This window comes from Bradyrhizobium sp. 153 (assembly GCF_023073835.1).
GTDB lineage: Bacteria > Pseudomonadota > Alphaproteobacteria > Rhizobiales > Xanthobacteraceae > Bradyrhizobium.
The window spans coordinates 129,014-151,464 of sequence record NZ_JADPKH010000083.1; the positions used below are offsets into that span (position 1 = coordinate 129,014).

Annotated in this window: 22 protein-coding genes, 1 tRNA gene and 1 pseudogene; 17 read left to right on the forward strand and 7 right to left on the reverse strand. The window is 63.7% G+C overall.

Features of this window, described 5'->3' with window-relative positions; genetic code table 11:
- Window positions 1-86: 86 nt before the first annotated feature.
- Together IVA91_RS21205 and IVA91_RS21210 are read right to left on the reverse strand one after the other, a co-directional pair.
- Window positions 87-1,226: an epoxide hydrolase family protein gene (locus tag IVA91_RS21205; protein WP_247277751.1), complete on the reverse strand. Its 1,140-nt coding sequence runs from the start codon at window positions 1,224-1,226 to the stop codon at window positions 87-89.
- A 93-nt stretch (window positions 1,227-1,319) separates the two neighbouring features.
- Window positions 1,320-1,775 carry a GatB/YqeY domain-containing protein gene (locus IVA91_RS21210; RefSeq protein WP_247277474.1) on the reverse strand — a complete coding sequence of 152 codons (456 nt, stop codon included), beginning with the start codon at window positions 1,773-1,775 and terminating at the stop codon, window positions 1,320-1,322.
- A 227-nt stretch (window positions 1,776-2,002) separates the two neighbouring features.
- Here IVA91_RS21210 and carA point away from each other — a divergent pair, with 227 nt between their 5' ends.
- Window positions 2,003-3,193, forward strand: coding sequence for a glutamine-hydrolyzing carbamoyl-phosphate synthase small subunit (gene carA / locus IVA91_RS21215; RefSeq protein ID WP_247277475.1), 1,191 nt, complete (start codon window positions 2,003-2,005; stop codon window positions 3,191-3,193).
- A gap of 184 nt (window positions 3,194-3,377) precedes the next feature.
- On the forward strand, window positions 3,378-3,902 hold the full coding sequence (locus tag IVA91_RS21220; RefSeq protein ID WP_247448708.1) for a cupin domain-containing protein: 525 nt from the start codon (window positions 3,378-3,380) through the stop codon (window positions 3,900-3,902).
- Between the two features lie 189 nt (window positions 3,903-4,091).
- On the opposite strand, the gene IVA91_RS21225 is transcribed toward IVA91_RS21220, so the two are convergent.
- A complete protein-coding gene (locus IVA91_RS21225) occupies window positions 4,092-4,616 on the reverse strand; it encodes a DNA starvation/stationary phase protection protein (RefSeq protein WP_247277477.1) in 525 nt (174 codons plus the stop codon).
- A gap of 114 nt (window positions 4,617-4,730) precedes the next feature.
- Here IVA91_RS21225 and IVA91_RS21230 point away from each other — a divergent pair, with 114 nt between their 5' ends.
- Together IVA91_RS21230 and IVA91_RS21235 are read left to right on the forward strand one after the other, a co-directional pair.
- The gene (locus tag IVA91_RS21230) at window positions 4,731-5,432 is read left to right on the forward strand and encodes a class I SAM-dependent methyltransferase (protein ID WP_247277478.1); all 702 of its coding nucleotides are present in this window, start codon (window positions 4,731-4,733) and stop codon (window positions 5,430-5,432) included.
- Between the two features lie 55 nt (window positions 5,433-5,487).
- Window positions 5,488-5,563: transfer RNA gene (locus tag IVA91_RS21235), tRNA-OTHER, on the forward strand.
- A 118-nt stretch (window positions 5,564-5,681) separates the two neighbouring features.
- Here the strand turns inward: IVA91_RS21235 and IVA91_RS21240 are convergent.
- The gene (locus IVA91_RS21240) at window positions 5,682-6,059 is read right to left on the reverse strand and encodes a transcriptional regulator (RefSeq protein WP_247277479.1); all 378 of its coding nucleotides are present in this window, start codon (window positions 6,057-6,059) and stop codon (window positions 5,682-5,684) included.
- Window positions 6,060-6,168: 109 nt separating this feature from the next.
- On the opposite strand from IVA91_RS21240, the pseudogene IVA91_RS21245 reads away from it, so the two are divergent.
- The 3 genes and pseudogenes from IVA91_RS21245 (at window position 6,169) to greA (ending at window position 11,636) form a co-directional block, all read left to right on the forward strand.
- Window positions 6,169-7,337: pseudogene (locus IVA91_RS21245) on the forward strand (MFS transporter).
- A 141-nt stretch (window positions 7,338-7,478) separates the two neighbouring features.
- Window positions 7,479-10,943: a carbamoyl-phosphate synthase large subunit gene (carB, locus tag IVA91_RS21255; protein WP_247277481.1), complete on the forward strand. Its 3,465-nt coding sequence runs from the start codon at window positions 7,479-7,481 to the stop codon at window positions 10,941-10,943.
- 219 nt (window positions 10,944-11,162) lie between these two features.
- The gene (greA, locus tag IVA91_RS21260) at window positions 11,163-11,636 is read left to right on the forward strand and encodes a transcription elongation factor GreA (protein WP_247277482.1); all 474 of its coding nucleotides are present in this window, start codon (window positions 11,163-11,165) and stop codon (window positions 11,634-11,636) included.
- A gap of 115 nt (window positions 11,637-11,751) precedes the next feature.
- Here the strand turns inward: greA and IVA91_RS21265 are convergent, their stop codons facing one another.
- Window positions 11,752-12,231 carry an Lrp/AsnC family transcriptional regulator gene (locus IVA91_RS21265; protein WP_183246374.1) on the reverse strand — a complete coding sequence of 160 codons (480 nt, stop codon included), beginning with the start codon at window positions 12,229-12,231 and terminating at the stop codon, window positions 11,752-11,754.
- 265 nt (window positions 12,232-12,496) lie between these two features.
- Here IVA91_RS21265 and trxB point away from each other — a divergent pair, with 265 nt between their 5' ends.
- The 5 genes from trxB to IVA91_RS36850 all read left to right on the forward strand — a co-directional run bounded on the left by trxB (window position 12,497) and on the right by IVA91_RS36850 (window position 16,319).
- Entirely contained in the window at window positions 12,497-13,462 is a 966-nt protein-coding gene (trxB, locus tag IVA91_RS21270; RefSeq protein WP_247277483.1) for a thioredoxin-disulfide reductase, read from the forward strand.
- 4 nt (window positions 13,463-13,466) lie between these two features.
- Window positions 13,467-14,390 (forward strand): LysR family transcriptional regulator, encoded by a 924-nt coding sequence (locus IVA91_RS21275; protein ID WP_247277484.1) that lies wholly within the window; start codon window positions 13,467-13,469, stop codon window positions 14,388-14,390.
- A gap of 447 nt (window positions 14,391-14,837) precedes the next feature.
- Complete coding sequence (locus IVA91_RS21280; protein WP_247277485.1) at window positions 14,838-15,746, forward strand: 4-hydroxy-tetrahydrodipicolinate synthase; 909 nt, start codon at window positions 14,838-14,840, stop codon at window positions 15,744-15,746.
- Between the two features lie 151 nt (window positions 15,747-15,897).
- The gene (locus IVA91_RS21285) at window positions 15,898-16,047 is read left to right on the forward strand and encodes a hypothetical protein (protein ID WP_247277486.1); all 150 of its coding nucleotides are present in this window, start codon (window positions 15,898-15,900) and stop codon (window positions 16,045-16,047) included.
- A gap of 146 nt (window positions 16,048-16,193) precedes the next feature.
- Window positions 16,194-16,319 (forward strand): hypothetical protein, encoded by a 126-nt coding sequence (locus IVA91_RS36850; protein WP_256464544.1) that lies wholly within the window; start codon window positions 16,194-16,196, stop codon window positions 16,317-16,319.
- A gap of 158 nt (window positions 16,320-16,477) precedes the next feature.
- On the opposite strand, the gene IVA91_RS21290 is transcribed toward IVA91_RS36850, so the two are convergent.
- Entirely contained in the window at window positions 16,478-17,155 is a 678-nt protein-coding gene (locus tag IVA91_RS21290; protein ID WP_247277487.1) for a ParA family protein, read from the reverse strand.
- 370 nt (window positions 17,156-17,525) lie between these two features.
- A complete protein-coding gene (locus IVA91_RS21295) occupies window positions 17,526-17,888 on the reverse strand; it encodes a hypothetical protein (RefSeq protein ID WP_247277488.1) in 363 nt (120 codons plus the stop codon).
- A gap of 368 nt (window positions 17,889-18,256) precedes the next feature.
- On the opposite strand from IVA91_RS21295, the gene IVA91_RS21300 reads away from it, so the two are divergent.
- The 5 genes from IVA91_RS21300 (at window position 18,257) to IVA91_RS21315 (ending at window position 22,313) form a co-directional block, all read left to right on the forward strand.
- Window positions 18,257-19,423 (forward strand): CaiB/BaiF CoA-transferase family protein, encoded by a 1,167-nt coding sequence (locus IVA91_RS21300; protein ID WP_247277489.1) that lies wholly within the window; start codon window positions 18,257-18,259, stop codon window positions 19,421-19,423.
- 2 nt (window positions 19,424-19,425) lie between these two features.
- Window positions 19,426-20,349 (forward strand): CoA ester lyase, encoded by a 924-nt coding sequence (locus IVA91_RS21305; RefSeq protein WP_247277490.1) that lies wholly within the window; start codon window positions 19,426-19,428, stop codon window positions 20,347-20,349.
- A 4-nt stretch (window positions 20,350-20,353) separates the two neighbouring features.
- Complete coding sequence (locus tag IVA91_RS36855) at window positions 20,354-20,488, forward strand: hypothetical protein (RefSeq protein ID WP_256464545.1); 135 nt, start codon at window positions 20,354-20,356, stop codon at window positions 20,486-20,488.
- 48 nt (window positions 20,489-20,536) lie between these two features.
- On the forward strand, window positions 20,537-20,800 hold the full coding sequence (locus IVA91_RS21310; RefSeq protein WP_247277491.1) for a hypothetical protein: 264 nt from the start codon (window positions 20,537-20,539) through the stop codon (window positions 20,798-20,800).
- A 295-nt stretch (window positions 20,801-21,095) separates the two neighbouring features.
- Window positions 21,096-22,313, forward strand: a complete 1,218-nt coding sequence (locus IVA91_RS21315; RefSeq protein WP_247277492.1) for an FAD-binding oxidoreductase — start codon at window positions 21,096-21,098, stop codon at window positions 22,311-22,313.
- The last annotated feature ends 138 nt before the right edge of the window (window positions 22,314-22,451 follow it).

Below are 22,451 nucleotides of genomic sequence, written 5' to 3' on the forward strand. Positions count from 1 at the left end.
GCGCGATAGATTCCGGGCTCGCCCTTCTGCCTTCGCTCATCAAGCTTCGGCGAACAAGCCGGGGCGCCCCGGCATGACGGTGAGAGTTAGCGCACCGTCGCAAAAAACGTCCGGACATCGCGCACGAACAGCTCCGGCTGCTCGAAAGCGGCGAAATGGCCGCCCTTCTCCATCTCGCTCCAATGCGTGATGTTGGGGAAGTTGGGCTCCATCCAGCGTCGCACCGGCGTGATGATCTCCTTGGGAAACACCGCGACGCCCGTCGGCACCTTCACGACAGGCGTGGTGCGGCGCTTGCCGAAACTTTCCCAATAGAGCCGCGCAGAGGAGGTCGCGGTCTCCGTCGCCCAGTACAGCATGACGTTGTCAAGCAGCTCGTCCTTGGTGAAGATGTTCTCGGGATGGCCGTTGCAATCGGTCCAGGCCCAGAATTTTTCCAAGATCCAGGCCGCCTGCCCGCTCGGCGAATCCGTCAGGCCATAGCCGAGCGTCTGCGGCCGCGTCGATTGCTGCTTGGAATAGCCGGAATCGAGATCGACATAATGCTTGAGCCCGGCGAGCGCGCGCTTCTCTTCCGCCGTCGGCTCGCCCTCGATCCGTGGCGGCGAATTGAAGGACAACGTGATGTGGATGCCAGCGCAATGCTCGGCGTCCTGCGCGCCGAGCGAGCTCGTCACCGCCGAGCCCCAGTCGCCGCCCTGCGCGCCGTATCGCGCGTAGCCCAGCCGGTCCATCAGCTTCGCCCAGGTCGCCGCGATGCGGTCGACGCCCCAGCCCGTGGTCTTCGGCTTGGCCGAGAAGCCGAAGCCCGGCAGCGAGGGACAGACGACATGAAACGCATCAGCCGGATTGCCGCCATGCGCGGCAGGATCGACCAGCGGCGCGATCACTTTCTGGAATTCGACGATCGAGCCGGGCCAGCCATGGGTGATGATCAGCGGCAGCGCGGACGGCTGCGTCGACCGCACATGCAGGAAATGGAGGTCGAGCCCGTCGATCTCGGTGGTGAACTGCTCGAAGCGGTTCAGCTCTGCTTCGCGGGCGCGCCAGTCATAGCCATCAGCCCAATAGGTGCAGATCTCCCGGATCCATTGCAGCGGCGCGCCCTGGCTCCAATCATCGACCAGCTCCGCCTCCGGCCAGCGGGTGCGGGCGAGGCGCGACTTGAGGTCGGCGAGGACGTCGTCGCTGATGGCGATGCGGAACGGTTTGATGGCGCCGGTCATCATGCCTCCCCATTTTCCTTAAAGAGAGAATAGACCGAACTGACGCGGCATCAAAGCGAGCCACCCTCACCCGCAAGGGGAGAGAGGAAAAGCCTAGCCCGACAGTGCGGCCTTCACCAAGCCGCTGGCTTTACCGAAGTCCATCTGTCCCGCGTACTTCGCCCGCAACGCTGCGATCACCTTGCCCATGTCTTTCATGCCGGCCGCGCCGGTTTCAGTGACCGCATCCGAGATCGCTTTCTTCACCTCGTCGTCCGACATCTGCTTCGGCAAATACGCCGAGATCACCACGATCTCCTCGCGCTCCTGGGTGGCGAGCTCGGCGCGACCGCCCTTGTCGTAGAGCTCAACCGCCTCCTGGCGCTGCTTGATCATTTTCTGCAGCACCGCGAGGATGTCGGCGTCCGACAGCGGCGGCTTGCCACTGCCGCGAGCGTCGATGTCGGCATTCTTGATGGTCGAATTGACCATGCGTAGCGTGGACAGCTTGCGCTCGTCCTTGGCCTTCATGGCCTCCTTGACCGCATTGTTGATGTTGTCGCGCAGCATGGTCGGGTCCTCTCAATCTGTCGCGCCTGATCTAAGCCGTTCGCGGGCAAGAGGCCATACCGGACCGGCCCGCCGGTGCATTGTTTCCTTGCCGGGGCTCGAAATGGCTCAAAGTTGCCAGTTCCGGCTTAAGTGCCCGAAGCCGCCCGTCAAATGTGCAAAAACGCATGTGAATCCGGCCTGTCCCGCTTTGACGGCGGGGCCAGCGCAGACTATGAAACGCGCTCATGACACAACATGACAACGATCCCGCTTGGCCGGACCACAAACCGACCGCGCTCCTCGTGCTTGCCGACGGCACGGTGCTCGAAGGCTTCGGTCTCGGCGCCGAAGGCCACGCCGTCGGCGAGGTCTGCTTCAACACCGCGATGACCGGCTATGAGGAGATCCTGACCGATCCCTCCTATGCCGGCCAGCTCATCACCTTCACGTTCCCGCATATCGGCAATGTCGGAACCAACGAGGAAGATATCGAGACGGTGAACATGGCGGCAACGCCCGGGGCGCGCGGCGTGATCCTGCGCACCGCGATCACCGATCCCTCGAACTACCGCGCCACCAAGCACCTCGACCAGTGGCTGAGGGCTCGCGGCATCATCGGCCTCTCCGGCATCGACACCCGCGCGCTGACCGCGCTGATCCGCTCCAACGGCATGCCCAACGCCGTGATCGCGCATTCCAAGAAGGGTGAGTTCGATCTGCACGGTCTCAAGGAAGAGGCGCGCGAGTGGCCGGGCCTCGAAGGCATGGACCTCGTGCCGATGGTCACGTCCGGCCAGCGCTTCACCTGGGACGAGACTCCCTGGCTGTGGGACAAGGGTTTCGGCCGCCAGGACAAGCCCGAGTTCAACGTGGTGGCGATCGATTACGGCATCAAGCGCAACATCTTGCGCCTGCTCGCCGGCGTCGGCTGCAAGGTGACGGTGGTGCCGGCAACGACTTCATCTGAGGATATCCTTGCGATGAAGCCGGACGGCGTGTTTCTGTCGAACGGCCCGGGCGATCCGGCGGCGACCGGCAAATATGCCGTACCTGTGATCCGGGACGTGATCAAGTCGGGCACGCCGACCTTCGGCATTTGCCTCGGTCACCAGATGCTCGGTCTCGCCGTCGGCGCCAAGACCAAGAAGATGCACCAGGGCCATCACGGCGCCAACCATCCCGTCAAGGACGAGACCACCGGCAAGGTCGAGATCACCTCGATGAACCACGGCTTTGCCGTGGACGAGACGACTTTGCCGAAGGGTGCGACGCAGACCCACATCTCGCTGTTCGACGGCTCCAATTGCGGCATCCAGCTCGACGGCAAGCCGGTGTTCTCGGTGCAGTACCACCCCGAGGCTTCGCCCGGCCCGCGCGACTCGCACTATCTGTTCCAGCGCTTTGCCGATCTGATGCGGCAGAAGAAGAGCGCGTAAGGGCGCTATCGCCTTTGCGGCGTGATGCACTGCTGAACCGGGGGCCATAGACACGGCGTTCCGGGTCCGGGCTCAGCGACGCATCGCTTCGCGCGGCTTCGCGTCCGGGACACGACACCTGTCCAGGAACGCCTGCACAGGATGAAATGTTGTCCGGGCACTCTCGTGTAGCAGGAGCCCCGCCATGTCCGTCGTCCGCGACAAGGCCGAGCCGCTCGCCATCGTGTTCGAAGATGACGGGCTCGTGCCAAACAACATCCTCCCGTTCCTGGTTTACCAGGGCGCGGTGAAGCTCGATCCGGAGCAGCCGGAAGAGACTATCGAAGAGCTGTTCGAAGCGAACGGCTGGGGCGGCACGTGGCGCAACGGCGTCTACGATTATCTGCACTATCATTCGACCGTGCATGAGGTGCTCGGCGTTGCGCGCGGCAGCGCTCGCGTCCGCTTCGGCGGCGACCATGGCCAGGAGCTTCAGATCAAGGCGGGCGACGTTGCGATCCTGCCGGCCGGTACCGGCCACCAATGCATCAAGGCGAGCGACGATTTCTGCGTGATCGGCGCTTATCCGCCAGGCGCCAAGATGGAGATCACGCGGGCGACGGCTGAAAATCACGCCAAGGCGCTGAAGACGATTCCGCAAGTCGCGATGCCGCCGGCCGATCCGGTGACGGGCAAGGAAGGCGCGCTGATGAGGTTGTGGCGGTCGTGAGTCGAGAACGCCGGCCAAACACGCGGTCGTCGTCCCGGCGCCGGCCGCACCCATACCCTCAGGAAGACGTTTTGGCGGGAAATGGCGGCCGCGAGTCTTCGCCAAACTCAAGCCTGTGGCGACGGGTCCCGGATCTGCGCGCGCTTGGGGCGCGCTTGTCCGGGACGACGTTGCGGAAGAATTAGCGCCCTACCCCGCGTTGCTGCCCTCCTGCCTTGTGGCTTCGAACAGGAACCAGGTGCGGCGCTCGGTCTCATCGATGAAGTTTTCGAGGATGCTGGCGCTGGCGACATCGCCGGCTTCGTCGCAGACCTCATGCGCCTTACGCATCGCAGCCGCGACGTGCTTGTTGTCCTGCATCAGCTCGCGCAGCATCTCGCGCGGCGGAACGTAGTCCTCGTTGTTGTCCTTGATGGTCTGGAGTTTTGCAACCTGGCCGATCGACCTCAGCGTGGTGCCGCCGATCTTGCGGACGCGCTCGGCGAGCTGGTCGGTGGTGGCGAAGATCTGGTCGGACTGCTCGTCGAGCAGCAAATGATAATCGCGGAAATGCCGGCCGCTGATGTGCCAGTGGAAATTCTTGGTTTTCAGATACAGCGCGAATGCGTCGGCCAGAAGCACGTTGAGCGCCTCCGAGACCTTCTTGACCCCATCGGGCGGCAGATCGGTGGGGGTGTCGAGATCGGGCGAGACCTTGTTGTTGGTTTTGCTCACGGGAGACCTTCCTGTTAGGACGCGGACATTGACGGCGCGCCGTCGCACCCCTAACGCAAGGCGGGCAGCGCCGGTTCCGTTGGCGGAACCGTTTGGCCGGGATGTTCAAATACCATGGACGATTGGATCGATTATTACGACTCCACGCATACGATCTATGTCAGCAAGCTGCATCGCGACTTGCACTTCCAGATCATTGCGCGGGACATCATCGGCTATATCCCCTCGTCCGACGCCGTGGTGCTGGACTATGCCTGCGGCGAGGCGCTGTCGGCGAACCAGGTGGCCGCCGCGTGTGGCAAGCTGATCCTGGCCGAGCCCGCGCCGGGAGTGCGCGGCCGGCTGATCGCGCGGTTCGCTCCGAACACCAAGATCCGCGTCCGTTCGCTCGATGACGTCCGCAAGATGCAGGACCGGTCGATCGATCTCGTCGTGATGAACTCGGTCGCGCAATACATGACGCCGGAGGAGCTGGATGGCGCTCTCCTCAACATCCGCCGGATCCTAAAACCCTCCGGCAAGCTGGTGCTCGGGGATATCCTCCAGCCCAATGTCGGCATGGTCAGGGACGTGATGGCGCTGCTCAGCTTCGGCGTGCGGCACGGCTTCCTGAAGGACGCGCTGGTCGGGCTGATCAGCACCGCGCTCTCGGACTATCGCCAGCTGCGCTCACGCATCGGGCTCCAGCGCTACAGCGAGGCGGAGATCACCGCGAAGCTGACGGCGGCCGGGTTCGTCGTCCAGCGCGCGCACACCAATATCGGCCACAATCACTGGCGCATGACCTTCATCGCGCGGCCACCTCTGATCCGTTAAGTATAACAACCAGCCGAGGTGGCCTGCCGCGCCTCCGATCGGTAATGATCGATGCGGCCCGGTGGCGGAAGCGTCTACGCGAGGGCGGTGCAACGCTCTTCATCCTGGTTCAAATCCAGGCCGGGTCTCCACGCTTCGCCCCTGCGGGGCTACGCGTGGCGCAGCCATGCTAGACCGGCAGGGGCGAAGCGTGTCCGGCGTAGCTTCAGCGAAGCGAAAGCGAAGACGGACTGCTCGCGCGCAATCGTCTCATTTTCGGTCGGCGTCGACCATCTCGCACTCGGACAGCAGCTGAAGCCGGTCGGCGTCCTTGGCCGCTGACTTGATCACGGCATCGAGCACGCCCGGGAAGCGCGCATCCAGATCCTCGCGGCGCAGCCGCATGAAGCGGTTGGTGCCGGCCACGCGGGTCTGCATCAGGCCGCATTCGCGCAGTTTGGCAAAGTGATAGGCGAGGTTGGACTTGCCGCCGAGGCCGCTGAAATCGCCACAGCAGAGCTCGCTGCTGACACGTTCTTGCTGCGCGAGCTGGTAGACGATCGCCAACCGGATCGGATCGCTCAGGCAATCCAGGACCATCGGCAGCTCGATCTGCTCGCGGGTCGGGTGAAATGGCATTCGGCTCATGGGTCCATCATAGCGACGAGACCGAAATGTTCAACAGTTCTTGAACCAATTGACTTCTAGGCCGGTTCAACCAATAGTTCAATAAACGTTGAACATAAGGATTTCTCCCATGAGCGTGTTCTGGCTGGCCCTGGCGGCCTTCGCGATCGGCACTGAAGGATTTGTCATTGCAGGACTTTTACCGGCGATCGCCACTGACCTCTCGATTTCGGTCTCGGCCGCCGGCCAGCTGGTCACCGCTTACGCCCTCACCTATGCCGTGGGCTCGCCGATCCTGGCGGTCACGCTCAACAACATCGACCGCCGCACCGTGTTGGCTCTGGCGTTGACGACCTTCGTCGCCGGCAACCTCGCCGCAATGGCGGCCTCAAGCTACGCCCTGCTGCTGGCCTCGCGTATGCTGATGGCGCTGGGCTCGGGACTGTGCATGCCGACGGCACTGGCAGTGTCCGTGGCGGTCGCCTCGCCCGAACGGCGCGGACGTGCGGTGGCCCTCGTCACCTCGGGCCTTACGGTCGCAACCGTCATCGGCGTCCCCCTTGGCAATCTCGTCGGCAGCCTGCTCGGCTGGCGCGCCACGTTTGCCATGGTCGCCCTGATCGGCACGGTGGCACTCGCCGGCCTTCTGCTTGGGCTACCCAAAGGCCTGCCGCGCAACACCGCCTCGCTGAGCGAGCGGCTGGCGGTGGCGCGTCACAGCAATGTCTTGATCGCGCTTGTGATCACAATTTTATGGGCGCTCGGCGGCTTCACCGTGTTCACCTATTTCGCCGTTCCTCTGCGCAGCCTCGGCTTTGACGCCTCGCAGATCAGTCTGGCACTGCTGGTGTTCGGCGGCGCCGCCGCGATCGGCAACATGCTCGGCGGCGTCCTGGCCGACCGGCTCGGCACGCTCGCCACCGCCGCGCTCGGGCTCGCCGGCATGGCGAGTGCGCTGATCCTGCATTGCTGGTGCTGAAGCTGATGCCCGGACAGGCGCATTATACGGTGCTGGGCGCGATCTTCCTCTGGGGCGTCTCGGGCTGGGCGTTTTATCCGGCCCAGATCGCCAGCATCATCCGGATCGAGCCGCAGGCCTCGATGATCGCGCTCTCGCTCAACGCCTCGGCGATGTATCTCGGCTTCGCCATCGGCGGCGCCCTGGGCGGCGCGGTGCTGGCCACACTCTCGCCCAATGACCTCGGCTGGATCGGCGGAACGAGCGTTGCCGCCTCGCTTCTGGTGCATCTCGCCCGCGGCTGGCAGGCGCGGCCAAAACCGGTCAAAATTGCCGGTTGATGGGCGTTTTTCGGGGTTTCGCCGCCCTGAAAACTGGTCTAAGACCCACCCGCGCGCGAGGGAGACCACCGCGCTCTCGGCCACAGGGACGCGCGGTAGCGCGCCCTTTTTTTTGCCCAAATCCCAGTCCGGCGAGAGTTGATGCCCAAACGTACAGACATCACCACCATCCTGATCATCGGCGCCGGTCCCATCGTGATCGGCCAGGCCTGCGAGTTCGACTATTCGGGCACGCAGGCGGTGAAGACGCTGAAGGAAGAGGGCTATCGCATCGTCCTCGTCAATTCCAACCCGGCCACCATCATGACCGATCCGGAATTGGCCGATGCGACCTATATCGAGCCGATCACGCCCGAGATCGTCGCCAAGATCATCGAGAAGGAGCGCCACGTCATTCCCGGCGGCTTCGCGCTGCTGCCGACCATGGGCGGTCAAACAGCCCTGAACTGCGCGCTGTCGCTGCGCCGGCAGGGCACGCTGGAAAAGTTCGACGTCGAGATGATCGGCGCGACCGCGGATGCGATCGACAAGGCCGAGGACCGCCAGTTGTTCCGCAACGCCATGGAGAAGATCGGTCTGCAGACGCCGAAGTCGCGGCTCGCCAACGCGTCCGAGCTGAAGAAGTCGTTCCGCGACAAATACCATGCCGAACGCGAGAAGCTGTCGGGCGCGGCCCTCGAAGAGCTCGACCGGCAATGGACGCTCGGCGAAGGCGACCGCCGCAAGCGCTATCAGGAATATGCGCTGGGCCAGGCGATGATGGCGCTCTCCGAGATCGGCCTGCCCGCAATCATCCGGCCCTCCTTCACGATGGGCGGCACCGGCGGCGGCATCGCCTACAACAAGGAAGAGTTCCTCGACATCATCGAGCGCGGCCTTGATGCATCGCCCACCAACGAAGTGCTGATCGAAGAATCCGTGCTCGGCTGGAAAGAGTACGAGATGGAGGTCGTGCGCGACAAGAAGGACAATTGCATCATCGTCTGCTCGATCGAGAACCTCGATCCGATGGGCGTGCATACCGGCGATTCCATCACCGTGGCGCCCGCCCTGACGTTGACCGACAAGGAATACCAGATCATGCGCGACGCCTCGCTGGCGGTGCTGCGCGAGATCGGGGTCGAGACCGGCGGCTCCAACGTGCAGTTCGGCGTCAATCCCGAAGACGGCCGCATGGTCGTCATCGAGATGAATCCGCGCGTGTCGCGCTCGTCCGCACTGGCCTCCAAGGCCACCGGCTTTCCGATCGCCAAGGTCGCTGCCAAGCTCGCGGTCGGCTACACCCTCGACGAGATCGCCAACGACATCACCGGCGGCGCCACGCCGGCCTCGTTCGAGCCGACGATCGATTACGTCGTCACCAAGGTGCCGCGCTTCGCCTTCGAGAAATTTCCGGGTGCCTCGACCACGCTGACGACCTCGATGAAGTCGGTCGGCGAAGTCATGGCGATCGGCCGCACCTTCCAGGAAAGTCTTCAGAAGGCCTTGCGCGGGCTCGAGACCGGATTGACCGGCCTCGACGAGATCGAGATCGAGGGACTCGGCCGCGACGACGACAAGAATGCGATCCGCGCCGCGCTCGGCACGCCGACGCCGAACCGGCTGCTCCAGGTCGCCCAGGCGATGCGGCTCGGCTGGTCCAACGAGGACATCTTCAACTCCTGCAAGATCGATCCGTGGTTCCTCGGCGAGATGCGCGGCATCGTGGACATGGAGGAGAAGGTTCGCAAGAACGGCCTGCCGGGCAATGCCTTCGGCATGCGCACGCTCAAGTCCATGGGCTTCTCCGATGCGCGCCTCGCAGTGCTCGCCGGGACGACGGAAGCCGACGTCACGGCGAAGCGCCACGCGCTCGGCGTCCGTCCCGTCTACAAGCGCATCGACACCTGTGCGGCCGAGTTCGCCTCTCCCACCGCCTATATGTATTCGACCTATGAGGCGCCGTTTGCGGGTGCGCCTGCGGACGAGAGCACTCCGTCCGACAAGAAGAAGGTCATCATCCTCGGCGGCGGACCGAACCGCATCGGCCAGGGCATCGAGTTCGACTATTGCTGCTGTCACGCCTGCTTCGCGCTGCACGATGCCGGCTACGAATCCATCATGGTCAACTGCAATCCGGAGACCGTGTCGACCGATTACGACACTGCCGACCGGCTCTATTTCGAGCCGCTCACCGCCGAGGACGTGCTGGAGATCATCGCCAAGGAGCGCAGCAAAGGCACGCTGCACGGCGTGATCGTGCAGTTCGGCGGCCAGACCCCGCTGAAGCTGGCGCGCGCGCTGGAAGCAGCCGAAGTGCCGATCCTCGGCACCTCGCCCGATGCCATCGATCTTGCCGAGGATCGCGACCGCTTCAAGCGCGTGCTCGACAAGCTGCGGCTCAAGCAGCCGAAGAACGGTATCGCTTATTCGGTCGAGCAGGCGAGGCTCGTCTCCGCCGATCTCGGCCTGCCGCTGGTGGTGCGTCCGTCCTATGTGCTCGGCGGCCGCGCCATGCAGATCATCCGCGAGGAGAACCAGCTCAACGACTATCTGCTCGGCACGCTGCCGGAGCTGGTGCCGGCCGACGTCAAGGCGCGCTATCCCAACGACAAGACCGGGCAGATCAACACCGTGCTCGGCAAGAACCCGCTGCTGTTCGACCGCTATCTCTCGGACGCGACCGAAATCGACGTCGACTGCCTCTGCGACGGCAAGGACACTTTCATCGTCGGCATCATGGAGCACATCGAGGAAGCCGGCATCCATTCCGGCGATAGCGCCTGCTCGCTGCCGCCGCATTCGCTCGATGCCGGGATGATCGAGGAGCTGGAGCGGCAGACCCGCGAGCTCGCGCTCGGCCTCGACGTGGTCGGCCTGATGAACGTGCAATACGCCATCAAGGACAGCGAGATCTACGTGCTCGAAGTCAATCCGCGCGCTTCGCGCACAGTGCCGTTCGTCGCCAAGGTGATCGGCACGCCGGTCGCGAAGATCGCCGCGCGCATCATGGCCGGCGAGAAGCTCGCCGATTTCAAGCTAAAGAAGGCGGAGCTCAAGCACGTTGGCGTCAAGGAATCGGTATTCCCGTTCGCGCGCTTCCCCGGCGTCGACACGGTGCTCGGCCCGGAGATGCGCTCGACGGGCGAGGTCATGGGCATCGACCGCTCGTTTGCGGTGGCGTTCGCCAAGAGCCAGCTCGGCGGCGGCACGCGGGTGCCGCGCAAGGGCACGGTGTTCGTCTCGGTGCGCGAGAGCGACAAGACGCGCATCGCCGAGGCTGTGCGCGAACTGCATTCGCTCGGCTTCAAGGTGCTGGCGACCTCGGGCACCCAGCGCTTCCTGACCGATCAGGGCATCCCGACCGAGAAGGTGAACAAGGTGCTGGAGGGCCGGCCGCACATCGTCGACGCCATCACCAATGGCGACGTCCAGCTCGTCTTCAACACCACCGAAGGCCCGCAGGCGCTCGCCGACAGCCGTTCGCTGCGGCGCGCGGCCCTCTTGCATAAAGTGCCGTATTACACCACTCTTTCCGGGGCCGTGGCGGCCGCGCAGGGCATCCGCGCCTATCTGGGCGGGGACCTTGAGGTTCGGACCCTGCAGAGCTACTTTTCGGAAACCTGATTGCTAGCGGGGCTGGGCCTTGGGCTCAGCCTTTCGCTAAGTGATTGGCAAGGAAGCCACAATGGCGGGAGGAACTGTCCGGCCATGTGAGTGTTCTGTTCCGGCGCCAGACCCGAATAATAATCCCGGTGGGCGCATTTTGAGCCCCGGGAACACCGACGCATCAAGGTTGCCGCGCCACCCTTTATATGGGCGCGCAGCTGAAGGACGAGAGAAGAGATGGAAAAGGTTCCGATGACCCAGGCCGGCTTTGTCGCGCTCGGGGAAGAATTGAAGCAGCGCCAGTCTGTAGACCGTCCGCGGATCATCGAGCATATCGCGGAGGCGCGCTCGCACGGAGACCTGTCGGAGAACGCGGAATATCATGCCGCGAAGGAAGAGCAGTCCCACAATGAGGGCCGCATCGCCGAACTCGAGGACAAGCTCGCGCGCGCCGACATCATCGACATCTCGAAGCTCTCCGGCGACACCATCAAGTTCGGCGCCACCGTGACGCTGGTCGACGAGGACACCGACAAGAAGACGGTGTGGCAGATCGTCGGCGAGGTCGAGGCCGACGCCAAGAAGGGCCGCATCTCCATCACCTCGCCGCTCGCCCGCGCCCTGATCGGCAAGAAGAAGGGCGCCTCCGTCGAGGTCAACACGCCGGGCGGCGCCAAGGCGTATGAGATCACCAAGGTGGAGTGGCGGTAGAGATTTGCCGCTGCCCGTGACGCCGTTCCGAAAAGGCGGCGCAATGCGCGGCGCGGCTCTGCAGCGCATCGCTGAAGATGCGCTGCGCTCCGGCCGGGGCAGGCGATCACCCGAGCTACCTTCGTCCCTTCACGTCGAGCGGCACCGCCGCCTCATATTTCGAATTGTGCAGCACCAGCGAGGTCCGCACGTTGCGCACATGGGGCGCGGCGGTCAGGTGCGTGACGAAATCCTGGAAGGTCGCCATGTCGGGGGCGACGCATTTCAGGATGAAATCGACCTCGCCCGACAGCATCCAGCATTCCCGCACCAAGGGCTCGGCGCGGACGAATTCCTCGAAGGCGCGCAAATCCGCTTCGGCCTGGCTGGACAGGTGCACGGCGGCGAATACGGTGACGTCGAAGCCGAGCTTGCGGGCGTCCAGCAGGCCGCGATAGCCATGGATATAGCCCTCCTCCTCCAGCGCCCGGACGCGGCGCAGGCAGGGCGGCGGCGAGATGCCGACGCGCTTGGCCAGCTCGACATTCGTGATTCGACCGTCGGCCTGAATCTCGGTGAGAATTTTCAGGTCGATCTCGTCTAGGCTCCGCGACACGTGATTGGAACTCCTGGCCTCGGCGGCGGTATTGGGTGGCTTGTCGCAATCCTCATACCCAGTCCATACGCCCAGCGCAATTTTATTGCGCGTGCAGCGCAATTGACTTTTGTTCCTTGTTGGAAAAATCCGCCGATAGGGAATGCAATTCTTGCATAGCTCACCAGAAGGCTTAGATTAGCTCTGATATTTCAGCGCCTCCGCGAGGCCTCCCGGCACGTTCCGCGCGCGCGCTGCAAATCCCCCGTGAAAGGCGTCCACCGAAATGTCCGCTCCTGTTCATGCAAAGGTCGTCATCATCGGCTCCGGCCCCGCCGGTTACACGGCGGCGATCTACGCCGCGCGTGCGATGCTCGAGCCGATCCTGATTCAGGGCATCCAGCCGGGCGGTCAGCTCACCATCACCACCGACGTCGAGAACTATCCGGGCTTCGCCGACGTGATCCAGGGCCCCTGGCTGATGGAGCAGATGGAGAAGCAGGCGGTCCACGTCGGCACCAAGATCGTCTCTGACCTGGTCACCAAGCTGGAAACTGCGCAGCGGCCGTTCCGCCTCACCTGCGACAGCGGTGACGTCTATCTTGCCGACAGCGTCATCCTCGCCACAGGCGCGCAGGCGCGCTGGCTCGGGCTGCCGTCGGAAACAAAATTCCAGGGCGGCGGCGTGTCGGCCTGTGCCACGTGCGACGGCTTCTTCTACCGCAACAAGGAGGTCGTGGTGGTCGGCGGCGGCAATACCGCGGTCGAGGAAGCCCTGTACCTCACCAACCATGCCTCTCAGGTCACCATCGTGCATCGTCGCGATCACTTCCGTGCCGAGCGCATCCTGCAGGAGCGTCTGTTCAAGCACCCCAAAATCAAGGTGATCTGGGACTCAGCCGTCGACGAGATCTGCGGCACCGAGAACCCGAACAAGGTCACCCATGTGCGCCTCAAGAACGTCAAGACCGGCGCGCTCACGAACGTGAAGACCGACGGCATCTTCATCGCCATCGGCCACGCCCCGGCGACCGAGCTCGTCAAAGGCCAGGTCAAGCTCAAGCCGTCGGGCTACGTCGAGGTCGCCCCGAACTCGACCGCCACCTCGGTGCCCGGCCTGTTCGCCGCCGGCGACGTGGCCGACGAGACTTATCGCCAGGCCGTGACGGCCGCCGGCCTCGGCTGCATGGCCGCACTCGAGGCCGAACGTTTCTTGGCCCTTCGCGCCAGCGAGCGCGCGGCAGCGGAATAGAATCATGCCCCGAACACGCGACGGATTTACGGATATGGACTGGGACAAGCTGAAGGTGTTTCACGCGGCGGCGGAAGCGGGCAGCTTCACGCATGCGGGCGAGCAGCTCGGCCTGTCGCAATCGGCGGTGTCGCGCCAGGTCTCGGCGCTGGAGCAGGAGCTCTCGGTCTCGCTGTTCCACCGCCACGCCCGCGGCCTGATCCTGACCGAGCAGGGCGACCTGCTGTTCCGCACCGCGCATGACGTGTTCATGCAGCTCCAGGCCGCGCGTGCCAAGCTGACCGACAGCCGCGAGCGGCCGAGCGGCGACCTCAAGATCACCACCACGCCTGGCGTCGGCATCAACTGGCTGATCCCGCGGCTCGGCGAGTTCACCGCGCTCTATCCGGAGATCCGGATCTCCTTGATCGTCACCGACGAGGAGCTCGACCTGTCCATGCGCGAGGCGGACGTCGCGATCCGGACCCGCAAGCCGACCCAGCCGGATCTCATCCAGCGCAAGCTGTTCGCGATGGGCTTCCACGCATATTGCTCGCCGGAATACATCAAGCGCTTCGGCACGCCACGCACGCTGGAGGAGCTCGACTCTCACCGCATCATCACGCTGTCGGACGGCAACTTCGCCCCGCATCTTCAGAACCGCAACTGGCTGATCGAGGCTGGTCGCAACGGCTCGGGTCCGCGCGAAGCCTATTTCAAGGTCAACAACATCCTCGGCCTCGTGCGCGCCTGTCAGCAGGGCCTCGGAATCGCCGCCCTGCCCGACTACCTCGTCGAGGAACAGAACAAACTCGTGCAGCTGTTCGGTGAATCGGATTCGATCCAGCTCGACACCTATTTCGTCTATCCCGAGGAGTTGAAGACGGTCGCACGCGTGCAGGTGTTCCGCGACTTCGTGGTCAGCAAGGCGCAGCGCTGGCCGTCCTGATTTCCGCATGACTGACATGCGGCCTCGGCTGTTGCTGGACGGCGCTCGTCAAGCCCATACTGTTTGCACGCTGAGCCTTCGCGTTGCGCATTTGTCCCCCTCCTCCAGTGGCGCGGGAGTTCAGTAATCCCTCTTGGAAGGTGATTGTGTCGGCCTCACGTGGCCAATACCTAAGCCGGGCCTTCGGGTCCGGCTTTTTTTCGTCAAAATTGCCTTTCGCCTTCCGCGTGTATTGACAGGCTTGGGTATACCCCGCATCATTTGTCGATGATCACGAAGTCGTGCGCAGTCATCTCGAAAAAAGGTCCCCATCCGGGGACCTCGGATTTTTGCGTGCGCTAATACCGGCTTCGTCATCGCAGCAAATCCCGAAAACCCCGCCGCCTGGACGGGGTTTTTTCATGTGCCCTCCGTCTCAGGCCTTTTTCCCGAGAAGGAGATGGAAACATGACCGGACTACGAGACCAATTGCACGGGCTGTGGCTGCCGCTGGTGACGCCGTTTCGCGACGGCCGTCTCGACGAGACGTCATTGCGGCGGCTGGCGCGGCACTACGGCGCACAGGCCATCGACGGCTTCATCCTGGGGGCGACTTCGGGTGAAGGCATGACGCTGCGCGACACTGAACTCGAGCGCCTCGTCGCCGTCGTCCGCGACGAGATGGCGGCGGGCCGCCGCACCTTGCCGATCTGCCTCGGGCTGTCGGGCGCGGACACCTCGCGGCTGAAGGATCGCCTCGACGAGACCGCGGACTGGCCGATCGACGGTTATCTGATCGCAAGCCCATACTATGTGCGGCCGTCGCAGCGCGGGCTGCTGGCGCATTTCGAGGCGCTCGCCGATCACGCCGCCTGGCCGATTGCGCTCTACAACATTCCCTACCGCTGCGCGGTCAATGTCACCAACCAGACCATGCTGCGGCTCGCCGAACACAGGAACATCGTCGGCCTGAAGGATTGCGGTGCGAGCCGCGAACAATCGATCGCGCTGCTGCGCGACAGGCCGAAGGATTTTCGCGTGCTCACCGGCGAGGACGCGAATTATTTCGAGGCGCTCACCGACGGCGCCGACGGCGGCATCGTGCTGTCAGCCCATGTCGAGACCGCGACATTTGCGGCGGTGTATGCGGAACTCAAGCGCGGCAATCACGATGCCGCGAGGGCGCGCTGGCAGGAGGTCGCCGAGCTGACACGGCTGCTGTTCGCCGAGCCGAGCCCTGCGCCGGCGAAGTACTGGCTGTGGCGCAGCGGCCTCATCGACAGCCCAGAAGTGCGCCTGCCGATGGTGGAAGTGAGCAGCGAGTTCGCCGCCACGATCGATCGCGAGATCGAGCGACGGATGAAAGCCGCGGCCTAGCGCTTACCCTCCCCTGGAGGGGGAGGGTAAGAACGCCTCCATAGTTAACCGCGCGCCAACCGCCTTCGCGTCTGCCGCATGGTGCATCCACGCCTCGTTTACGCAATCGCGCCTATCGTTTCCGCCAAGACTTTCAAACGGGGGAATGACCATGGGACATCGCACCCGGCCGATGGCCGCGAGCCAATTCGCGCCGGCCGATCTCGTGCAGGGAATTCTGGTGGTGTCGTCATTCGGGTTCTGGGCGGTGATGCTCGGCCTGATGCCGGTGCTGCTGTTTCGCGTCTGGCTGGCAGGCTGACAGCGCCACGCGGATGGTTAACCCGTGGTAGCACCTGTGTTCAAAATGCACGGCCAGCTGCGACCCGGAATTTTAAAACATCCCGCGTATCACTGGCGCCCATAAGCGAAGAAATCGCGGGGGCGTTTGTGAATAGTCAGCATGAAATGGCGTCGCATTACGACGCCGGGCAGAGCTTTACCACCGAGGACATTCTCTGGGCCGTCGGCATCTGGTCGGTGATCCTCACCCTGTCGCCGGTCATCGTGTTCTACATGCTGATGGTCGCGTAGCTCAGCTCGTCATTCCGGATCGACCGAAGGGCGAATCCGGAATCTCGAGATTCCGGGCCTGGCGCGCTTGCGCGCCATCCCGGAAAGACAGGTGAAGCAGAAACGCAAAACGCGCGGCTCGTCCGCGCGTTTTTCGTCGGGGAAAATGAATAATGAAATTATGCCGCCTGCTTGTGCATTGCGCCGGAAGCCGAAGCCGTGCCGCGAATAGCCTTCACTGAACGCTCGATCGCCGCCCACAGCCGTGCAATTTCCTGAGCCGCGCGGCTCTCGGCCTGATACTCGCGCGCGCCTTCGCCGTGGCTGAGCGCCATCAGGAGATCCGAACGGTTGGTGATCTGGCCGCCCCACACCGGAGCGCGGAATTTCGCCAGCGCCTCGCGGGCGATGGTGACGATCGGGCTTTCGGTCTCGTCGCGGCGCGCCGGCGCACCGTTGAGCACGACCGCGTAGGGCTTGCGCGCGGCGCGGCACATCTGAATGGTTTCCTGCACCGCGTTGACGTCGAACACGCCGGGACGCGCCGGAATGATCACCATCGTCGCGTTCCTGATCGCGTCGTCGACGACCGCCGACAGGTTGGGCGGCGTATCGATCAACACCCATTCATAACCGTCGCGCCTGGCCGCGGAGACGATGCCGCTGACGGAGTTCACGGCCGCCTTGATCGACGGCTCGTTGGTGCCGCGCAGCTTGTGCCAGAGCGTGAGCGAGCCTTGCGGATCGGCGTCCACCAGCATGACCTGCTTGCTCGCCTTGATCTGCGCGGCGAGATGGGCAGCGAGGGTACTCTTGCCCGAACCGCCTTTACGTGATGCAAAAACAATAACGTTCATACCTTCGGCCTCCAGATTGACCCCGTGGCTCGAAAATGAATCAGCGCGCTGATTCGTGAAAGAAAAATTTATCGGGAGTTGCGTTGCCGCCACGAAATAACAAGGCGTGTTGGCTTTTGAGTCACACTGCCTGGTGCGACGCCCGATACAATCGCAATGAAATGCGGCCTGCGCGAGCGATCATGCGCTTTTTGAGCAGCGAAGCCGGACAAAGCGAAATGCAACCTTGCCGCGCAAACCGCTTTGCGACTCTTTTTTGTCGTGCGCGCTTGCAATTGCCGCAAGCCGGCGCGCCGGTCGCGCGAACAAAACGAGTCCAACGGAGGAAACGCGGCTGCCGAACTTCGAGGAAGAAAGCGCGCTGTCGCGCTCAGCCCTGCTCGGATTTCTTCTTCTTGGCTTTCGGCGCCGGCTTGGTGCTCTTCCTCGCGGCCTTGGGCGCGATGTTGGTCGGCTTGCCGGCACGGACCTCGCCCGGCTCGGGTCCTGGCCGGAAGAACACCCGGCATTGCGGCGAGAGCTGCGACTTCTTCGCGATCATGCAGGCGGTGATGGCATCGACGTTCGGAACGAACTCGCCGCACAGCCGCATCGCGTCGGGCGAGCAGGCCTGCTGCTCTTCCTGGGTATAGGCGAAGCCGGCACGCGGCAGGGCCAGGACGGCCAGGGCAATCCCGAGGCCGGCAACGGCCAACGGTTTTGCAAAGGACTTCTTCGAGCGAAACGCCGGCATCGATCCCCCCACATGTCGAACAGGTGAGATAGTGGGTGAACGGCGGTTGATTGGCAACCGGAGGGGGATGCGAAAGGCGCAACGTGTGCGGTCTCGGCAACAGGCGGTGAAGGCCTGCAGTTCCCCAAGCCGAAGCGGCGTACAGCGTCCCGCTTCGGCAGGCCTCAAACAAAAACCGCGAAAACAACCCCATGCACAGTAGCCAAGCCACGGCAATCCCTCAGCATTTCCAGTATTAGGATTTCACGAATTCGAATTTGACTCGTCGGGCAAAACAGGGGCATCATGTCATCATCAAAAGGATGCGCGTGGGATGGATCGGCCAGTCTCCTGCGCTGATCAAAAGCGCACGGGAGTGGAGCGATCGCATGGATGGGAATGAGACGGAGCTGCCGCTGTCGGGCGTGACGGTGGTCTCGCTCGAGCAGGCGATTGCGGCGCCGCTTGCGAGCCGGCACCTGGCGGACTGGGGCGCGCGGATCATCAAGATCGAGCGGCCGGGCGACGGCGATTTCTGCCGGGACTACGATCACGTGATGAACGGCATGTCGAGCCAGTTCGTCTGGACCAATCGTTCGAAGGAAAGCCTCGCGATCGACATCAAGAGTCCCGATGGCCGCAAGGTGCTCGACGCCCTGCTGCCGCGGGCCGACGTCTTCATCCAAAATCTCGCGCCCGGCGCGGCGGAGCGGCTCGGCCTCGATGCCGCATCTCTCTTGCGGAAATTCCCGCGGATCATCGCCTGCGACGTTTCAGGCTATGGGGCCGGCGGCCCCTTCAGCAACAAGAAGGCCTACGATCTGCTGGTCCAGTGCGAGGCCGGCGTGCTCGCCGTCAACGGCACCGAGGCGGAGCCGGCAAAGGTCGGGCTTTCCGTGGTCGATATCGCCACCGGCATGTACATCCTCAATGGCGTGCTGATGGCGCTGTATCGCCGCGAGCGGACCGGCAAGGGCACCGCCTTCCAGGCCTCGTTATTCGATTCCATCACGGACTGGATGAGCTATCCCGCCTTCTACACGCACAGTACGGGCCGGCCGCTGCCGCGAACCGGCGCGAGGCACGCGACGATTGCGCCGTACGGCCCGTTCCGGGTCGGAGACGGCAACACCATCTTCTTCGGCATCCAGAACGATCGCGAATGGCGGTCGCTGTGCCGCATCGTCCTGGGCGATGCCGGCTTCGCCGACCATCCGAGCTTCCGCACCAATCCGCTGCGCATGCAGAACCGCGACGATCTGCAAGCGCATATCGAGCAGCGCTTTGCATCCATGACCAGCGAAGAGGTGCTGCGGCTGCTCGACGAAGCCTCGATCGCCAACGCCCATCTGAACTCGGTCGACGCCTTCCTGCAGCATGAGCAACTCCACGCGCGCTCGCGGGTGCAGACGGTCGGCTCCCCCAGCGGGCCGGTGATGAGCTTCCTGCCGGCGCTCACCATCCCCGGCCTGTCGCCGCGGATGGATCCGGTGCCTGATATCGGCGAGCACAACGATTCCATCCTCGGCGAACTCGGCCTCGCCAGAGAGACGTGACGATGGTCTCTCTGCGGCCGACGCGGGCGTATCTCGCCGTTCCCGCGCATCGCTCCCGCCTTGTCGCCAAGGCCGCCGCCTCGGCTGCCGATGCGGTGTTCATGGACCTCGAGGACGCGGTGCCGCCGTCCGAGAAGGGTGTTGCGCTGGAGGAAGCTGTCCGGTCGCTGTCATCGCTCGACTGGGGCAACAAACGCGTTGCGATCAGGCTCAACGCTGTCGACAGCCCGTTCATCGGAGAGGAAATCCGCGCGCTGGCGGCGCATCCCCGGCTGGATGCGGTGATCGTGCCGAAGGCGGAGCGCGCCAGCGACATCGTTGCCATTGCCGACCAGTTGCGCGGGGCTGCGCCGGATCGCCCCGCGCCGGTGGCGCTCGAATTGCTGATCGAGACGGCGCTGGGTCTCGTCAATGTCGACGCGCTCGCCGCGTGCCACGACAGCGTCGCCGCGCTTCATCTCGGCGTCGGCGACTTCGCGGCCTCGCTCGGGGCCCGCACCTCCGACATCGGAATTTCGCCGGACGGCTACCGGCATGTAGGATCGGCGCAAAGCGGCTACGCGTCCGCGCCGCTCGATCTGTTCGCCTACCCGATGATGCGCCTGTTGGTGGCGGCACGTGCCTTCGGCCTGCGCGCCATTGACGGCCCGTGCGGCGCCTTTCGCGATGCCAAGCTCACCGAGAGCAGCGCGCAAAAGGCTGCCGCCATGGGCTTTGACGGCAAGCAAATCATCCATCCCGACCAAATCGAACCGACGTTGCGTGCGTTCATGCCATCGGACGAGGAGCTGGCCCAGGCGCGGCGGATCGTCGAGGCCATGGAGAGCGCCGAGGCGCAAGGCCAGGGCGCGGTGACGCTGGATGGCAAGATGATCGACTATGCCAATGTGCGCATGGCACGCAGGATCATCGAGCTCGGGTCATAGGCGCATGGCCACCGCATTGATCGTCGTCGATCTCAAGAAGCAGGCATCAGCTTATGTTGCGCTCAGCGCGAGCGCGGACGGCCGAAGCTCACCTTCGATCATGGACGGCCTTTCCAAGCCCAATTCGACAGGTCCGTAGAGGGCGCTTCGGCGGCAAAGCTGGACATCGGCGCCGCGCTCGTTTGGCTTGACCATCTCTTTCGAGAAGCGGCCGCACGAAGAGATCGACAGGATAGCGCACCTGGCGCTCATGATGTCGTCAGATGAGCGCGCGGCCAAGCTGCTGGAGCTGGAAGCGGAGCTACTGGCTCGCGAGCGCGACGAGGAAGCGCTGATCGAACTCAGCGAAGAGCGAGGCGCAGCCTTTCGCAGGCTGGACGCGGACCGGCGCGCCGTACTCGGCATCGTCATAGCGCGCGTCAAGAAGCCGGAGCGGATCAGAGCGGCTTAGCGCGCGGCCCTCCCGGTTGCGGTGGTCTCGGGAGGGTATTGCTCGGAGCGCACCGACACGCTCCGCGCCAGCGAGCCACCGCTGCTTCGTCCGCATCGGCGGTGGCGGCTCGCCCTTCCTTGGCGCTTGCATCGAGTCCGCTCCGGCTTCGCAAGCAGGCGTGCCGGCACCGTCAATGCATGTCAGTCGCGGGCTATAAGCAGCCCTTGCTGCGCTATTGTCGAGAGCGGGGAATGGTCACCGACCTCCACCGCGTGGTAGGTTCCGCTGCTGATGGATTTCAGGAGGCATTGTCATGATAAGCAAGGCCGATGTTATCGTCATTGGTTCCGGCGGCCTCGGCGCTGCCACAGCATATTACCTAAGCAAGCAAAAAGGTCTCAGGGTCGCGCTTGTCGACAAGCATGACATTGGATCGCAGACCTCGCCGCGCGCTGCAGGCATGGTGAGCTGCGTTCGCAAAAGCGAATTGATGATTAGCCTCATCAAGGACGCTTGCCGCAAGATTGAAGCGTTCACGGAAGAAACCGGGCAGCCTCTCGATTGGGTGCATTCGGGCAGCCTGAAGATCGCGCGTCGGCCGCAAGACGCGGAGGTTCTCAAGACCGATTTTGAACGCGGGCGCCGTATGGGCCTTGATGTCGAGCTGATCTCTCCGGAGCAGGCAAGCGGCCTCAATCCATTTTTGAAGCCAACAGGCGTCGTAGCGGCGATGAGGATCGCTGACGACAGGTATTTCGACCCAGCGCAGGTTGCAGTCGGCTTCGCCAGAGCAGCAGCGGCTGTGGGTGCAACCGTGCTGCCGAAGACGGACGTGCTCACCGTAAACATCAGCGCTGGCAAGGTGACGGGCGTAACGACCGCGAAAGGCATCATTGAAGGCCTGGTCGTCGTCGATGCAGCCGGTGCATGGACGCGACAGGTAGCGGAGGCAAGCGGAATTCGTGTACCGTTGAAACCCACCCGGCAGCAACTGATCGTCACGGAACCTCTGGATGGCGCGCGCGCCGACCTGCCGATGGTTCGGATCATGGATGCCGCCGTGTATACGCGTCCCTACCAGGGCGGCTTCCTTTGGGGTGTCTACGAGGAAACGCCGCGTTTTTTCGATATGCAATCGCTCGGGGCCAATTTCGACATCAAGGACATGCCCCTCGACATTGAGGTGCTTTGTTCAGCCGCTATTGAAGTGAAGGATCAACTCCCGATCCTGCATACTGCCAAGGTGCGGGAATTTCGCGGTGGCATTCCGACCATGACCGCTGACGGCCATCATATCCTTGGCCCGGCTCCTGGAGCGGCGGGCTTCTATTTTGCAAGCGGATGCAATGTCGCCGGGCTTTCAATCTCGCCAGCCGTCGGAGAGGCACTTGCAACTTGGATTGTCGATGGCAGGCCTCCCATCGATCTATCGCCTATGTCTGTCATGCGCTTCAAAGACCAATTGTGGTCTGAAGCTCAATTGGAGGAGCAAGCCGCATGGCAATACAGGCACTTCTACGGCGCGGTCTGACTTCTCCTGGATCGTGAGAGAGGCGAGTAAAGAGAGTCATCGAACCACTTTTGGAATGACGGCTTCGGGTCCAAAGGCCGGCAGCATGCTGGTCGTGCGCACGTTCCGCTCAGCGCCTTTAATAGACCAAGCGAATAG